The organism is Dyella sp. 01L423, assembly GCF_056399945.1.
Genome location: NZ_JBFTSI010000001.1, coordinates 634,884 through 650,567 on the forward strand (window position 1 = coordinate 634,884; position 15,684 = coordinate 650,567).

The following is a 15,684-nucleotide window of genomic DNA, read 5'->3' on the forward strand; positions in this document are numbered from 1 at the left end:
GCTGCGCATCGGCTTAGGCATCGCTCCCTCCCTCTGCCGCGCCGGCTTGTCTGTGGGAGCGCACCCTGTGCGCGACAGCCACGCCGCGGTGTACCGCTCCGTAGGTATGTCGCGCACAGGGTGCGCTCCCACAACGAGCCGAGCGGCGGCGCGCCATTCCCAGATCCGCGTAACCCTTGTAGGAGCGCACCTTGTGCGCGACCGCAGCGCTGAGGTGTACCTCTCCGTAGGCTGTTCGCGCACAGAGTGCGCTCCTACAAAAAAACGCCCGGCAGTGCCGGGCGTGATTCGGTTCTTGATGTGGCGCGCGATGTCAGGCGGACGAGGCCCCACGCTTACTTCGCGCGACGCGGCCCCTTATTGCCGCCCGCACCATGCCCCTGCGGCCGCGGCTTTCCGCCACCCGGCTTCTTGTTGAAACCACCACCCGGACGGAATCCACCTCCGGCGCGACGCGGAGCAGCATCGCCGGCGCCGCTGTCATCGCCGTCCCACGGCTTGATGCGCAGCTGCTGCTGGCTCACCCACACCTTCTGCAGGTGCTGGAACACCTCGGCCGGCATGCCGTCGGGCAGGTCGATCAGGCTGTATTCGCCGCGGATGCTCAGGCGGCCGATGTGACCGCTTTCCAGGCCGGCTTCGTTGGCGATGGCGCCGATGATGTTGCCCGGCTTGACGCCGTGCTCATGGCCCACTTCCACGCGATAGGTGCGCTTGCCCTCTTCCGTGTTGTGCGCACGTACCGGGCGCGGCGTGAAATCGCGCGGACCGGCATCGCGATCGTGCGGACGATGCTCGCGTTCGCCGCGATGTTCGCGATGCTCGCGATCGCCACGGTCACGGCCATGCTCGCGACTCTGCGGTTCGCGCGGAGTGAATTCGCGCTTGGGCGGCGGCGTCAGCAGCAACGGCTGGTTGCCCTGGGCGATACGTGCCAGCGCGGCAGCGATTTCCACGGCGGGGATATTGTGTTCCTGCTCGTACTGCTCGATCAGCTGCTGGAACAGCTGCAGTTCGCCCACGGCGATGGTGTCGCTGATGCGCTGCTTGAACTTGGCGATGCGCACGTCGTTGACCGCTTCCACGGTCGGCAGCTTCATCTCTTCGATCGGCTGACGGGTGGCGCGCTCGATCGCGCGCAGCATGCCCTTCTCGCGCGGCGTGACGAACAGGATGGCTTCGCCGCTGCGACCGGCGCGGCCGGTGCGGCCGATGCGGTGCACGTAGCTTTCGGTGTCGTACGGGATGTCGTAGTTCATCACGTGGCTGATGCGTTCCACGTCCAGACCACGCGCGGCCACGTCGGTAGCCACGAGAATGTCGAGCTTGCCTTCCTTCAACTGCTGGATCACACGCTCGCGCTGCGCCTGCGCGATGTCGCCGTTGATGGCGGCGGCGGCAAGGCCACGCGCCTGCAGCTTCTCGGCCAATTCTTCGGTGGCCGACTTGGTGCGCGCGAAGATGATCATCGCGTCGAACGGTTCGGCTTCGAGGATGCGGGTCATCGCGTCGAGCTTGTGCATGCCGCTGACGAACCAGTAGCGCTGGCGGATATTCGCCGCCGTGGTGGTGGACGACTTGATCGTCACCTCGCGCGGATCTTTCAGATGCTGCTGCGCGATCTTGCGGATCGGCGCCGGCATGGTGGCGGAGAACAGTGCCACCTGGCGTTGCGGCGGGGTCGCCTGCAGCACTTTTTCCACGTCGTCGATGAAGCCCATGCGCAGCATTTCGTCGGCTTCGTCGAGCACGAGGAACTTCAGCTCGGACAGATCGAGCGTGCCGCGATCGAGATGGTCGATCACGCGGCCGGGCGTACCCACCACGATCTGCACGCCGCGCTTGAGCGAGTGCAGCTGCGGGCCGTAGCTCTGGCCGCCGTAGATCGGCAGCACCTGCAAGCCTGGCATGTGCGTGGCGTAACGCTGGAATGCTTCAGCCACCTGGATGGCCAGTTCGCGCGTCGGTGCCAGCACCAGCGCCTGCGGCTTGCCGGGCTTCAAGTCGATGCGCGAAAGAATCGGCAGCGCGAACGCGGCGGTTTTGCCGGTGCCGGTCTGCGCCTGGCCAAGCACGTCGCGGCCTTCAAGCAGCGGCGGAATGGTGGCGGCCTGGATCGGCGAAGGCGATTCGTAGCCGACGTCGGTGAGTGCGCGCAGCAGCTCCGGATGAAGGCCAAGCGCAGCAAAGCCGACGGCTGCCGGCTGGGAATCGGAAGACGGGGAGGACATGGGGGAACCTCGACATGGCATGCACGAGGGCATGCGGGAGAATGACGCTATTGTAACAGGCTGGCCCGGTCCGCCGGGATTTTTGTGCCGCCTGATGGCTGATTAGTGAGGATTATTCATGTCTGGACGTCTTGATGGTCGTGTCGCGCTGGTCACTGGCGCCTCCTCGGGGATCGGCGAGGCCACCGCGCTCGACCTGGCCCAAGCGGGGGCCAGGGTCGCCATCGCCGCTCGCCGCCGCGACCGCCTGGAAGCGCTGGCTGCGAAGCTGCAAACGCTGGGCGCCGATCCGTTGGTGCTCGTGGCGGATCTGGCCGACGAGCACGAAGCCCAGCGCATCGTGTCCGAGACGGAGGCGCACTACGGCCGCCTGGACATCCTGGTGAACAATGCCGGCGTGATGTACCTGGAACCGGTCGAAGAGGCCGATCTCGGCCGCTGGCGCCACATGCTGGAGCTGAACGTGCTGAGCCTGATCGCCTCCACGCAGGCCGCGTTGCCCGGCATGCGCCAGCGCCGCGACGGTCACATCGTGAATATCTCGTCGACGGCCGGCCGCGTGGCCAACCCCAACGCCGCTGCCTATTCGGCGACCAAGTTCGGCGTCGTGGCGTTTTCCGAAGCGTTGCGCCGGGAGGTCTACCAGCACAATATCCGCGTCACCGTGATCGAGCCGGGCGTGGTGGAGACGGAACTGCGCGACCACATCGGTCACGTCGCCACCAAGGACAACCTCAACGCGTGGGCCGACAGCATGCGCCAGCTGCAGTCGGTCGACGTGGCGGAAGCGATCACGTTCTGCGTATCGCGGCCTGCCCACGTCAATATCAACGAAGTGCTGATGCGCCCCACTGACCAGGAGCGCTGAAGCAGGCGCACTATCATTGGCACTATCGGCTTCAGCACAAGGACTGACCATGACAGGGATAGAGACGATCTCCGAGCAACGCTGCCACGGCGGCGTGCAGGGGTTCTACCGGCATCATTCGGAGCAGTGCGGCGGGCCGATGCGCTTTGCGCTGTTCCAGCCGCCGCAAGCGGCGCAGCAGCCGTGCCCGGTGCTGTATTTCCTTGCCGGGCTCACCTGCACAGAAGAAACCGCGACGATCAAGGCCGGCGCCCAGCGGCTGGCAGCCGAGCTGGGGCTGATCCTGGTGATGCCCGATACCAGCCCGCGCCAGACGGGGTTGGACGGCGCCACCGGCGACTGGGAATTCGGCGAAGGCGCAGGCTTCTATCTCGATGCCACGCAGTCGCCGTGGTCGTCGCGATTCCGCATGCACAGCTACATCGTGGATGAACTGCCTGCGCTCATTGCAGCGCACTTTCCTGCCGATATTGCCCGCAGCGGCATCACCGGTCATTCGATGGGTGGCCATGGCGCGCTCACCATTGCGTTGCGCCATCCGGATCGATATCGCTCGGTATCGGCGTTCGCGCCCATCGTGGCGCCTAGCCAGGTGCCGTGGGGACAGAAAGCATTTCCACGTTATCTCGGCGACGATATGAAAACCTGGGCGGACTATGACGCCTGCGAGCTGGTGCGCACGCACCGTTTCGACGGCACCATCCTGATCGACCAGGGCGAGGCCGATGGCTTTCTCACCACGCAGCTCAAGCCCGAACTGTTCGACCAGGCTTGCGCTGAAGGCGGCCAGCCGTTGCTGCTGCGCCGGCATGCCGGTTACGACCACAGCTACTACTTCATCACCACCTTCATCGACGATCATCTTCGTCACCACGCCGAGGCGCTGGGGCTGTCGTGAGCGTGTTGCATCCCATCACCACGCGCCGCGCCGTGTTGCGTCTGGTCGAGGTGGCCGATGCGTGGAAGCTGCTGCGTTATCGCGAGCAGAACCGCGAGCACCTGGCGCCGTGGGAACCGCTGCGCGACGACGCTTACTACACGCTCGACCACTGTGTGCAGACGCTGGCGGAATCGCGCGAGGCGGTGCGCCTGGATCGCGCCTACCCGTTCTTTGCGGTGGATCTGTCAGGACAGGAAATCCTCGCCAGTTTCACCTTCGCCAACGTCGTGCGCGGCGCGTTCCAGGCCTGTCATCTGGGCTATAGCGTCGCCCAGCGCAGGCAGGCGCAGGGCTTGATGCAGGAGGTGTTGGAAACGGCGCTGCCGTGGGCCTTCCATCAGTTGGACATGCATCGTGTGATGGCCAACTACATGCCGCGCAACGAGCGCAGCGGTCGCTTGCTGGAGCGGCTTGGTTTTGAGCGCGAAGGCTACGCCAAACGCTACCTGCAGATAGCCGGCGTGTGGGAAGACCACGTGCTCACGTCGCGCATTCGAGAGCCGTAGCTTTGACGACAGCGCGACCGTTCAGCCCTTGGTCGTCGCTGGTGCTGCCAGTGCGGGGCGTGTGCAGCGTGCGGGCATCCATTGGGTGGCGCCGGCAATGATGTCGCAACTCCACACCAGTGGGGCGTTGCCGCCGGGCGCTGAGTTGTCCAAGGGGGTGAGAAGAAAGACGGGGTCGGGCGTCGCGCCGGTGTTTTGCGTCGCAATCGTGATGCGCCCAGTTTCGGAGACGTCGATCTTCGACGTATAGGCACTGGGCGACGATGAGGCGTTGTAAGTGAGGTCGCCCGGCTTGAGCTGGCTCAGTCCGCCTCGCACGGTGGCAGCTTCCATCACCACCAGCTTCGCCGCTTCACCGGTCTGCAGCGCTTCGTCCAGGTGTTCGGACACGCGGTGATTGCGCCAGGCGGGAATCGCGATGGTGGCAACTACGGCCACGATGGCGAGTAGTGCAAGGCCGATCATGATGGGCTTGGAACGTTCGCCGCTCATCTCGATGCTCCTTTACCGTGACGATGTCTGGACAAATCTCGTGGCAAGCGAATGTGGAGATTCGTCAAAGCTATGGGGCAGCTACGCCAAAAGGACGTGCGTACACCTTCGCATAGATCGTTGGCGGCAGGGCCAACGCCACGCGCCACGGTTCAGGAAATAGTGCGGATCACTTGCGTGGGCCCACACAGGGCCGCTTGCAACTGTCGTGAGGCCTCTGCGCCTGAGCGCGAGGCCTCACGATGGGTCGTGCTTACGCCTTGGCGGCAGGACGGCCGCCACGACGCTGGCGCTTGCGGTTGCCTTCGGCCGGACGCTCGCCGCCGCCGCCACCGAAGCCATGGCCCGAGCCATGACCGTGCGGACGATGCGAGCCCTGCGGACGACCACCCTGCGGGCGGGCAGCCGGACGCGCCTGGCGCTGGCCCTGCACCGGACGCGGTGCAGCGGCGTCGGTGCGCAGCGGATGCGACGGCTCGAATCCCGGCACGTCGCTGAACGCGATGTCCTGCTTGAGCAGCTTGCGGATGTCACGCAGCAGGCCCGACTCGTCATGGCTCACCAGCGACACGGCCATGCCCTCGGCGCCAGCACGGCCGGTGCGGCCAATGCGGTGCACGTAGTCTTCCGCGACCATCGGCAGGTCGAAGTTGATCACGATGGGCAGCTGATCGATGTCGATGCCGCGGGCCGCGATATCGGTCGCCACGAGCACAGTGACGCGGCCGGTTTTGAAGTCGCTCAGTGCGCGGGTGCGGGCATTCTGGCTCTTGTTGCCGTGGATCGCGGCGGCACGCAGGCCGGCAGCGCCCAGGAACGTCACCAGCTTGTCGGCGCCGTGCTTGGTGCGGCTGAACACCAGGGTCTGGCGGCGGCTGTCCTGCGACAGCACGTGCAGCAGCAGGTCGCGCTTCTTGCCCGCGTCCACCGGATGCACGTGATGGGTGACCGTGGTGGCAACGCTATTGGCCGGGGTCACTGACACTTCGCGCGGCTGATGCATGAACTGCATGGCCAGTGCCTTGATCGGGCCGGCAAACGTGGCCGAGAACAGCAGCGTCTGACGCTGCTTGGGCACGGCGGACAGGATGCGCTTCAACGCGGGCAGGAAGCCCATGTCGAGCATGCGGTCGGCTTCGTCCAGGATCAGCACTTCGACGCCGGACAGATCCAGCGAGCGCTGCTGCATGTGATCGATCAGGCGGCCCGGTGTGGCGATGACCACGTCCACGCCGCGACGCAGCGCCTGCATCTGCGGACCCATGCTGACGCCGCCGAAGATGGTGGTGCTGCTGACGCGCAGGTACTTGCCGTAGTCGCGCAGGTTGTCGTGCACCTGGGCCGCCAGCTCACGCGTCGGCGTGAGCACGAGGGCACGGGGGCGACGGGTCTGGGTGGCGCCGGCATTGGAGAGGTGCTGCAAGAGCGGCAGCGCGAACGCCGCGGTCTTGCCAGTGCCGGTCTGGGCAGCGGCGAGCAGGTCGCCGCCTTCCAGCACAACCGGAATGGCTGCAGCCTGGATGGGGGTAGGGATGGCGTAGCCTTGGTCGGCAAGCGCGCGCAACAACGCGGGCGCAAGGCCCAGCGATTCGAAAGTCATGGAAGCTCCAGAGCAACCCGGAGCGTTCGAATCGAACCGCGTTGCAGTATCAGTAAGGGGGAGGCACGACGGAAGGTCGTGACAGGGGAGTATAGCGCAATTCTGAATTAGCTGCTTGGTTTGCCAAACCGGGGCGCAGGGCGGGGTGTGAAGCCCTGGTTTCGGGGTGTTTAAGCCCGTGCCCGCTCTGCCACCACCAGATAGCTGTCAAACGGCATCTTGCCGTGCAGCGAGCGGATGGTGACTGAAAGCCCGGCGGCCTCAAGCAGCCCGCGCAGCTCCTCGGCACTGGGATAGTGCTGGGCGCCCACCCGCATCCAGCCACTGGCGCTCAGGAAGAACTCCGAGACGCGGGTGAGGGCATAACGCCAACTGCGTTCGCGCAGCACATTGCGGATCACCAGCAGGCCGCCCGGGGCGACATGGGTGATCGCGTTCTCCAGCAATGCGCGCTGGCCGTCGCAGGGCAGGTAGTGCAGCACGTCGAGCAGGGCCACGTGACCGCGGATGGGTTGCTCCGCTACACCGTCGGTCTGGCGCAGCTGCAACACGCCATCCAGGCCGGATTGCCGTAGCGCCCGGTTGCCAGCGTCGATTTTGCGCGAGTCGTTGTCCACGCCCAGATAGCGCGTGACGACGCCACGCGCATGCAGGTATTGGCCGAGCAGGCCGATGCCGCAGCCGATGTCCAGCAGTGGCATCGGCCGGTTCATCACCAGCGCCGCCGTCGCCGCGTACGCAGGGTCGGCCGCCAGCTTGCCCTTGACGTAGCGGCGCTGGAGCCAGTGGTCGTACGAGTTGGCGATGCGATACAGGGTGGCATCCATGAGCGACATGTCAGCCCACTCCATGGCTGCGTGATGTGAAGGCGAGCATGCATTCAAACATCGACCGGCACCACATCCGGCTTGCGCTGGGGCGGCGGTGATGGTTCGCTTGGCGCCCTGCGAGCCGCGCGGGCGGTCGTGATCCTTTATCGTGGAGCAGCACATGTCGCCGTTCGCGCCCTTTCGAGAGCTCACCTCGACCCAGCGTCATACCGTCTTTGCCAGCTTCCTGGGCTGGACGCTGGATGCTTTCGATTATTTCCTGCTGACCTTCGTGATCGTGGGCGTGGCGCAGGAATTCCATGTCGGCAATCAGGAAGTGGCGTTCGGTTTGCTGCTCACGCTGGCGGCGCGACCCATTGGCGCGCTGTTGTTCGGGCGACTGGCCGATCGCTATGGCCGGCGTCCCATCCTGATGCTCGATGTGATCCTGTTTTCCGTGTTCGAGCTGGCCACGGCGTTCTCCACCTCGCTCACCATGCTGCTGGTGTTGCGCTTCCTGTTTGGCGTGGCCATGGGCGGCGAATGGGGCATCGGCGCGTCGCTGGCGATGGAATCGATTCCACCCAAGGCGCGCGGCGTGGTGTCGGGCCTGTTGCAAAGCGGCTACCCGGTCGGGTTCTTCCTGGGCGCGTTGGTGAACTGGTTGCTGGTCGATCACATCGGCTGGCGCGGGTTGTTCATCGTGGGCGCCTTGCCGGCGCTGCTGGTGCTGTATATCCGGCGCAGCGTGCCGGAGTCGGAGGTGTGGCAGCAGGAGCGCGCGGCCAAGGACAAGAAGGGGCTGCTCGAGTCGATGCGCGGGCACTGGAAGCTCGCCCTCTACCTGATGCTGCTGATGATGGCGTTCAACATGTTCAGCCATGGCTCGCAGGACCTGTATCACACGTTCGAGGAGGAGGGCCTGCACCTGCCCACCGGCTCGGGCGCGGCGTTCATGTTGGTGGCGATGCTCAACCTGGGTGCGCTGGTAGGAGGGCTGTTCTTCGGCGCGCTGTCCGAGCGCATCGGCCGGCGCAAGGCCATCATCCTGGCGGCCTTGCTCGCCATCCCGGTGATTCCGCTATGGATGTACGGCAGCACGCTGCCGCTGCTCGCGCTGGGCGCGTTCCTGATCCAGGTGATGGTGCAGGGCGCCTGGGGCGTGGTGCCGACGCATCTCAACGAACTGGCGCCCGAAGGCATGCGCGGCACCTTGCCCGGCTTCGCCTATCAGACCGGCAACCTGCTGGCCGCGGTGACGGCCAATGCCCAATTGTGGATCGCCCGGCAACATGGCGGCCTGGCGTTCGCCATGTCGGTCTGGATGGCCGCCGTCGCCGTGCTATTGGCCTTCCTCGCCTGGGCGGGCCCGGAGGCCCGTGGCGCCCGCTTTGGCCGCTCCCCGCCGGGCACGGGCGAGTAGCCTGGCAGGCTGCTAGAATTCAGCGTTTGATCCATCACGAGACATGCAATGAAGGCTGGCAAGGACAAGGTCATCTCGCTCCACTACACGCTGACGGTGGACGGTGAAAAGGTCGAGAGCTCCCTCGACCGCAACGAACCGCTATGGGTGCTGCTCGGCCACGGCCAGCTGATCCCGGGCCTGGAGAAGGCACTGGAAGACCATGAAGCAGGCGAAAACCTGCAGGTCGAGGTAGCCGCCGCCGAGGGCTATGGCGAGCGCCAGCCGGGCATGACCCAGCGCGTGCCGAAGAAGTACTTCCAGCAGGCGGCCAAGCTGAAGCCGGGCATGACAACGGTGCTGGCGCTGAAGGAAGGCGGCCACCGCGTGGTGGTGGTGGAGAAGGTCGGCATGACCACGGTGGATGTGGATCTGAACCATCCGATGGCGGGCAAGACGCTGAATTTCGATGTGACCATCAATGAAGTGCGCGATGGGACTGAGGAAGAGATTTCTCATGGGCATGCGCATCCGCCGGGTGCGGAGGCGCACTAACTTTCTCTGTCGGCTTTCTCCTTTGGGGAGGGGCTACGGATAAAGGTAGGCCTAATAGAAGCCGCTCCAGACGGAGCGGCTTTTTTTTGCTCGTCATCCCGGCGCATGCCGGTATCCAGTGGCGATCGTCTCCGGTTGTCGCCTTGTCGCCAGCGCCGTTGCCGTTCCCTTGTAGGAGCGCACCTTGTGCGCGACCGCGGCGCGTGGGTGTACCGCTCCGTTGGTTGGTCGCGCACAGGGTACGCTCCTACAAGGTTTCGCACGCCGTGGCACGGCTCCAAGGTTGCGACCACATATTTGTGGGAGCGCACCCTGTGCGCGACGCCTACGAAGCGATACCTCCAAACCTGCCGATCGCTCACATCGCTGCTGCCGCCGTGCATCGACACAGGCCACAAACAACAACGGCACCTCGCGGTGCCGTCATCGTTTCCAACCTGGAAGGCCAGATCAGACCAGCGTGATTTCCACATCCACATTGCCGCGCGTCGCATGCGAATACGGGCAGATATCACGATGCGCGGTGTCGACCAGTTCCTGTGCCACGGCGCGATCGATACCCGGCAGATTCACTTCCAGCTTCACCGCAATGCCGAAGCCGGTCGGTTCGCGCGGACCAATGCCCACGTGCGCGGTCACCGAAGCGTCCTTCAGCGTCACGTTCTGCTGACGCGCCACGAAGCGCACGGCGCCTTCGAAGCAAGCCGCATAGCCGGCGGCAAACAACTGCTCGGGGTTGCTGCCCTGGCCACCCGGACCACCGAGGCCCTTGGGCACCACCAGCTGCAGGTCGAGCACGCCGTCGTCGCTCTTGGCGTGACCTTCGCGGCCGCCGTGGACGGTGGCGGTGGCGGTGTAGAGAATCTTGCTGATGTTCATGTTTTTAATCCTCGCTTGGGGAGTGTTGGATCTGTTGGGTGAGTCGCTTCAGTTCATCGCGCAGGGTTTGCATCTGATCGAGCGAGAGCTGCATGCATTGCGCGAGACATTCGGGAATGCCGCTGGCCTTGTCGCGTAGGGCGAAGCCGGCGTCAGTAAGATGGATATCCACCACGCGCTCGTCTTCCTTGCGGCGCTGGCGTGCCACGAGGCCGGCGGTCTGCAGGCGTTTGAGCAGGGGGGTGAGCGTTCCGGAATCGAGCTGGAGACGCTGGCCGAGTTCGCTCACGGTCAACCCGTCGCGCTCCCACAGCACCAGCATCACGAGGTACTGCGGATAGGTGAGGCCCAGCGGTTCGAGTAGCGGCCGATACAGCCCCGTCACCGAGCGCGACGCGGCATACAGCGCAAAGCACAGTTGCTGGTCGAGCAGGAGTTGGTTGGGAGTCGGTTGCCGTTTCATGGATTAAACCGTAAGTGCAAAATTAAATTGTGTACAATTCAATTTTTCAATTGGAACGATAGGCGCAGCCTAAGACGCCTTGGGAGTGCCGGGTGTGAAGCGCGCTGGGTGGCGAGCGTGGCGCGGAGCTGGCCGGGCGCGGGCCAGGCCGCAGAGCAGTCGGCTCAGTCGAGCAGTCGCTTGCCGAACTCGAAATGGTCGCGCCAGTACGGGCCGTCGATATCGTCCAGCCTCACGGTGCCGCCGCTATTGGGCGCATGCACAAAGCGGCCTTTGCCCACGTAGACGCCGACGTGGCTGATGCCGCCCGAACCGCCGAAGAAGACGAGGTCGCCGCTGATCAGGTCGGTCATCTGGCGGACCCGCTCGCCGCTCAACTGCGACATTTCTCTGGAGCTATGGGGCAGGCTCAGGCCAGCGGCATTGCGATAGATATAGTCGACCAGGCCGCTGCAATCGAAACCGCTGTCAGGCGTGTTGCCGCCCCAGCGGTAGGGTGTGCCGACCAGGGCGATGGCACGGAACAAGACATCATTGGCCGTGCCGGTAGCACCGTTGGGGGCACGGGCGGGCAAATTGGCCAGGGACGAGCGGGAGTCCTTGTAGGTGGGCTCCGGACGCCGGCTGCTGCTGGCGCAGGCCGCGAGCATCATCACGATGCCGACGACCAGCGCACGCTGAGCAATACGCCACCATGCCGAGCGCGCGCAGGCAGGTTGGGCGAATTTGGGGCGCATCTCGTCTTCCCTGGTCTTGAGACGGCTCCGAGGTTATCAAATCAATAAGTTGGAAGAAAGTTTTAAGTGATCGCTGGAAGTGGATCTCTGGCGATCATGAGCCGGGCTCGTCCACGGTAATGCGGCGCTCGCTGAGCTTCCGGCCTCCGCGATCTCTGCTGCTGATCTTGTACTCGCCGGGCCAGAGGTAAAGCGAGTTCATGACGTTGTCGGTCAACAGCACGTAGCGATCCGCTGGGATGGCGTCGTCGCTCTCGTTGGCGTAGCGGGCCTCCACGATGCAGGGGAATTGGCGTTGGCACATGTCACTGGAGATCACCCGGGTCTGCCGGGCGCCGCCCAGCTCCAGCCAGTGGGGACGGCGCTGATGGCCGGAGGGAGGGAGGATGACGTCGACGTCGTGACGATCCGGGTCCGACGCCCACACGCTGCCGTTCTGGCGACTGAGCAGGACCGACGGCTTGTCGACCGGGAAAGCGGCTGACAGCTGGTTGTACAAATCCTTCTTTGGCATCGGGCCGATGTCTCGCCAACGGGTCTGGTCGATGGACAGTGGGTCGAAGCCGGTGAGTTGCTTGAGCTGCATCGCCATCGGCTTGATGTTCTTGCCCAGGTTGCCGACGGCCTTGTCGATGTGGGCGTAACCGGCATGCACGAACAAGCGTGCCTTGGGGTCGTTCTTGAACACCTGGCGATAGAGCAGCTGCGCCTGTCCCGATTCGCGATCGGCCAAGGCATCGGCATCGAACTCATAGGCCACTACCTTGAAACCCAGCCGTATCGCCTCCCGGATGATCTGCCCGTAGATCGGTTCGTGCAGATACTCGCTGCCGCTGGTGGCAATGGGATAGCCGCGATTCATGAGCTCGGCGTCGCCGTTGGCCAGCGCTTCGGCGGCGAAATAGGTGAAGCCTTCCGCGCGCAGCTTGGGCAGCAAGGCCAGCGTGAGTTCGCGGGTATGGGCATCGTGGTGAGCTTCGTTGATCAACACGATGCGCCGGTCCGTGGTCAACTTGGCGATCTCGGTCGCCGCGTCGGCGATCACCCAGTCAGCCGGCGCGGGCAGCGTCACCGGCGTCTGCACGCGGTTGTCGAACGGAAAGTCATTGATGGCTTCATCGTAGAGGCCGAGCTCATCCTCGACGGTCGCCAGCAGCTGCTGGTCGATCAGGCGATCCTCCTTGGTGAGCTGCGGCATCACTTCGCGCAGGTACAGGTAGCGCGCAAGGTCGTTCTTGATGTGCGCGGTTTCGGTAAACAGGTCGCGACTCACGGCCGTGGCCGAGGATGCCGTGGCCGGACGCTCGGGCTGGGCGGCCGTTTGAGTCGGCGCGGGCTGCTGCCTGGCGGCCTGCGCTTGCACTGCACCCGCCGCGCAGGCCGCGAGCATCGCCGTGCAGCGCATCGCCAAACGCCACCGTACCAACATCCTGCTGGACTGCTCTGACGTTCCCATCGCGCTAATCTCTCAAGGTTAGGAGTGGGTCTTGGCGACGCTACAATAGACCGATGGATGATTCACGCAGTGATGTGCTGGTTCTCGGCGGCGGCGTCATCGGCCTGGCCTGTGCTTACTACCTGCTGAAGTCCGGGGCTACGGTGCGGATTTTGGAGCAGGGTACCCCGGGCTGCGGCAGTTCGCACGGCAATTGTGGAACGATCACCCCCAGTCACGCGGCGCCCCTGGCCATGCCGGGCATGTTTGGCGTGGCCTTGCGCTCGATGTTGCGGGCAGACGCGCCGCTCTACCTCAACCCACGCTTTGACGGCCCGCGCCTGCGCTGGCTGCTCGGCTTTGCCCGGCACTGCAACTGGCGCGATTTCGAACATGCCGCGCAAGCGCGTTCCGCCATCCTGCAACGCTCTCGTGGGCTACTGGCGAGCTTGGTACGCGACGAACGGTTCGACTGCGAGTTCGGCGAAGAAGGCGAGCTGTATGTCTATCGTTCGGCGGCGGCCTTGCAGGCTGACGAGCGTCACCATGCCCAGGTGCTCGATCGCCTGGGCGTCGCGGTGGAGCGGTTGCGCGGCGATGAAGTGGAAGCCCGCGAGCCGGCCTTGAAGCCCGGCGTCGCCGGCGGACTGTTCCACCCGGACGACGCACGCCTGCGACCGGATCGCTACGCCGCCGAACTCACGCGCCGCGTGACGGAGCTGGGTGGCATCGTCGAATCGGGCGCACGCATCGACGGCTTTGGCCTCAACGGCGATCGCATCGATCATGTGCGCACCACGCGCGGCGTGTTCCGTGGCGACCGTGTTGTGATGTCGCTCGGCGCCTGGTCGCCGCTGACTGCCATCTCGCTGGGTTTGCGGCTGCCCATGCAGCCGGGCAAGGGCTATTCGATCACCTATTCGCGTCCTGCCGTGGCGCCGCGCCATGCCCTGGTACTGCGCGAGGCCGCCGTGTGCGTCACCACCTGGGACAGCGGCTTCCGACTGGGCAGCACCATGGAGTTTTCCGGGTATGCCGAAGGCCTCAACCGCACGCGCCTGGATGCGTTGCGTCGAGGCGCCGCACAGGGGCTGCACGTGCCCGAAGGGCCTGAACTGAAGGAAGAATGGTGGGGCTGGCGACCGATGAGCGTGGATGAGGTGCCGATCATCGGACCCAGCTCTCGTTGGTCCAATCTCACCTTGGCCACGGCGCACGGGATGCTTGGTGTGAGCATGTCGGCGGCCACGGGCGAACTGGTGGCGTCGATGTTGCGCGGAGGTACACCAGCGATCGATCCCACGCCGTATGCACCGTCGCGCTTTGGCGTGTGATCTTGACGCGGCCTGCTCGCAGACTCGCTTAACTTGAATGGCGCAAACCGGAGAGCGGCATGGCGGAAACCTTTGATCTGATCGTATTGGGTGGTGGCTCGGGTGGCTTGGCGACCGCATTCCGTGCCGCGCGCCATGGTGCGCGCGTCGCATTGCTGGAACCCAACGCACTGGGCGGCACCTGCGTGAATGTCGGCTGCGTGCCCAAGAAGGCGCTCTGGTTCGCCGGCCAGCTGGCGCAGGAGCAACGGCTCGCGGTCGATTATGGTTTTGCGTCCACGCCCGGTACGCTCGACTGGGAACATTTCCGCCAGCTGCGCCAGCATTACATCGACAGCATCCGCAACCGTTACGCGATGGGCCTGGAAGAAGGCGGCATCCAGGTATTCACTGAAACGGGGCGGTTCGTGTCCGCCAACACGATAGCCACCTCCTGCGGTGAAGAATTGCGCGCTCCGCAGATCGTGATCGCCACCGGCGGTCGTCCGCGCCGCTTGGACATACCCGGCTTCGATCTGGGCATGGTGTCCGATGACATCTTCGCGCTACGCACTTTGCCCAAGCGCATCGCGGTGATTGGCGCCGGTTATATCGCCATCGAATTTGCCGGACTGCTCAACGCGCTGGGCAGCGAGGTGACGCTGCACGTGCGCAACCGCATGCTCACCAGCTTCGATGCGGAATTGGTCGATGCGCTTGAGCAGCACATGTGCGACGCAGGTATCCGCATCACGAATCAGGTGAAAGTGACGGGCCTGCATCGCGATGGCGAAAACCTCATGATCGACGATGACGTCAATGGTCCATGCGGTCCGTATGACGCCGTGTTGTGGGCGATTGGCCGCGCGCCCAACAGCGATCGGCTGGATCTCGATGCGGCCGGCGTCAACGTGGACGAAGACGGCCATATCGTCACCGACGCCTGGCAGGCCACCAATGTCGAAGGCATCTTCGCGGTCGGCGATGTCACCGAACGCCCGGAACTCACACCGGTGGCGGTGGCGGCGGGCAGGCGACTGGCCGATCGGCTGTTCGGCGGCAAACCCGACAGCCGGCTCGACTACGACAATATTCCCAGCGTCGTCTTCGCCGAGCCGCCGCTGGCGATCGTAGGCCTCACCGAAGCGCAGGCACGCGAATTCCATGGCGACCAGGTACACGTCCACCGCGCTAAATTCACGCCGATGAAATGGGCCGTGGCCGGGCGCAAACATCCGACCCTGATGAAGGTCGTCACCGAAGGCGAGGACGAGCGCGTGGTGGGCATCCACGTGCTCGGCACGGGCGCGGACGAGATGCTGCAGGGCTTTGCGGTCGCGCTGAAAATGGGCCTGCGCAAGCGGGACCTGGAAGACACCATCGCCATCCATCCGAGTTCGGCCGAAGAACTGGTGTTGATCAACTGAGCGAGCCAACGTCGGCTTTCCTCGCCT

At 64.8% G+C, this 15,684-nt stretch carries 15 protein-coding genes; 7 read left to right on the forward strand and 8 right to left on the reverse strand.

Annotation, left to right across the window (positions count from 1 at the left end):
- Positions 1-335: 335 nt before the first annotated feature.
- Complete coding sequence (locus AC1DMY_RS02785; protein ID WP_477163490.1) at positions 336-2,231, reverse strand: DEAD/DEAH box helicase; 1,896 nt, start codon at positions 2,229-2,231, stop codon at positions 336-338.
- 118 nt (positions 2,232-2,349) lie between these two features.
- Here AC1DMY_RS02785 and AC1DMY_RS02790 point away from each other — a divergent pair, with 118 nt between their 5' ends.
- From AC1DMY_RS02790 to rimJ, 3 genes are read left to right on the forward strand one after another with little or no spacing between them, the layout of a single operon-like run.
- Complete coding sequence (locus AC1DMY_RS02790) at positions 2,350-3,099, forward strand: SDR family NAD(P)-dependent oxidoreductase (protein ID WP_477163491.1); 750 nt, start codon at positions 2,350-2,352, stop codon at positions 3,097-3,099.
- 49 nt (positions 3,100-3,148) lie between these two features.
- The gene (gene fghA, locus AC1DMY_RS02795; RefSeq protein WP_477163492.1) at positions 3,149-3,997 is read left to right on the forward strand and encodes an S-formylglutathione hydrolase; all 849 of its coding nucleotides are present in this window, start codon (positions 3,149-3,151) and stop codon (positions 3,995-3,997) included.
- Positions 3,994-4,545, forward strand: a complete 552-nt coding sequence (rimJ, locus tag AC1DMY_RS02800) for a ribosomal protein S5-alanine N-acetyltransferase (protein ID WP_477163493.1) — start codon at positions 3,994-3,996, stop codon at positions 4,543-4,545. The genes fghA and rimJ overlap by 4 nt, the downstream gene beginning before the upstream one ends.
- A gap of 21 nt (positions 4,546-4,566) precedes the next feature.
- Here the strand turns inward: rimJ and AC1DMY_RS02805 are convergent, their stop codons facing one another.
- From AC1DMY_RS02805 to AC1DMY_RS02815, 3 genes are all read right to left on the reverse strand, one after another.
- A complete protein-coding gene (locus AC1DMY_RS02805) occupies positions 4,567-5,037 on the reverse strand; it encodes a pilin (protein ID WP_477163494.1) in 471 nt (156 codons plus the stop codon).
- Between the two features lie 253 nt (positions 5,038-5,290).
- Positions 5,291-6,637 carry a DEAD/DEAH box helicase gene (locus AC1DMY_RS02810; RefSeq protein WP_477163495.1) on the reverse strand — a complete coding sequence of 449 codons (1,347 nt, stop codon included), beginning with the start codon at positions 6,635-6,637 and terminating at the stop codon, positions 5,291-5,293.
- A gap of 170 nt (positions 6,638-6,807) precedes the next feature.
- Positions 6,808-7,473 (reverse strand): methyltransferase domain-containing protein, encoded by a 666-nt coding sequence (locus AC1DMY_RS02815; RefSeq protein WP_477163496.1) that lies wholly within the window; start codon positions 7,471-7,473, stop codon positions 6,808-6,810.
- Between the two features lie 154 nt (positions 7,474-7,627).
- On the opposite strand from AC1DMY_RS02815, the gene AC1DMY_RS02820 reads away from it, so the two are divergent.
- Together AC1DMY_RS02820 and AC1DMY_RS02825 are read left to right on the forward strand one after the other, a co-directional pair.
- The gene (locus AC1DMY_RS02820) at positions 7,628-8,869 is read left to right on the forward strand and encodes an MFS transporter (RefSeq protein WP_477163497.1); all 1,242 of its coding nucleotides are present in this window, start codon (positions 7,628-7,630) and stop codon (positions 8,867-8,869) included.
- Positions 8,870-8,917: 48 nt separating this feature from the next.
- On the forward strand, positions 8,918-9,403 hold the full coding sequence (locus tag AC1DMY_RS02825; RefSeq protein ID WP_477163498.1) for an FKBP-type peptidyl-prolyl cis-trans isomerase: 486 nt from the start codon (positions 8,918-8,920) through the stop codon (positions 9,401-9,403).
- 450 nt (positions 9,404-9,853) lie between these two features.
- Here the strand turns inward: AC1DMY_RS02825 and AC1DMY_RS02830 are convergent, their stop codons facing one another.
- The 4 genes from AC1DMY_RS02830 to AC1DMY_RS02845 form a co-directional block, all read right to left on the reverse strand.
- Complete coding sequence (locus tag AC1DMY_RS02830) at positions 9,854-10,282, reverse strand: organic hydroperoxide resistance protein (RefSeq protein ID WP_046972943.1); 429 nt, start codon at positions 10,280-10,282, stop codon at positions 9,854-9,856.
- A 4-nt stretch (positions 10,283-10,286) separates the two neighbouring features.
- The gene (locus AC1DMY_RS02835) at positions 10,287-10,745 is read right to left on the reverse strand and encodes a MarR family winged helix-turn-helix transcriptional regulator (protein WP_477163499.1); all 459 of its coding nucleotides are present in this window, start codon (positions 10,743-10,745) and stop codon (positions 10,287-10,289) included.
- 164 nt (positions 10,746-10,909) lie between these two features.
- The gene (locus AC1DMY_RS02840; protein ID WP_477163500.1) at positions 10,910-11,482 is read right to left on the reverse strand and encodes a C40 family peptidase; all 573 of its coding nucleotides are present in this window, start codon (positions 11,480-11,482) and stop codon (positions 10,910-10,912) included.
- A gap of 94 nt (positions 11,483-11,576) precedes the next feature.
- Complete coding sequence (locus tag AC1DMY_RS02845) at positions 11,577-12,911, reverse strand: hypothetical protein (protein ID WP_477163501.1); 1,335 nt, start codon at positions 12,909-12,911, stop codon at positions 11,577-11,579.
- An 80-nt stretch (positions 12,912-12,991) separates the two neighbouring features.
- On the opposite strand from AC1DMY_RS02845, the gene AC1DMY_RS02850 reads away from it, so the two are divergent.
- Together AC1DMY_RS02850 and gorA are read left to right on the forward strand one after the other, a co-directional pair.
- Positions 12,992-14,251 (forward strand): NAD(P)/FAD-dependent oxidoreductase, encoded by a 1,260-nt coding sequence (locus AC1DMY_RS02850; protein WP_477163502.1) that lies wholly within the window; start codon positions 12,992-12,994, stop codon positions 14,249-14,251.
- A gap of 59 nt (positions 14,252-14,310) precedes the next feature.
- Positions 14,311-15,657, forward strand: coding sequence for a glutathione-disulfide reductase (gorA, locus tag AC1DMY_RS02855; protein ID WP_477163503.1), 1,347 nt, complete (start codon positions 14,311-14,313; stop codon positions 15,655-15,657).
- Positions 15,658-15,684: the final 27 nt, after the last annotated feature.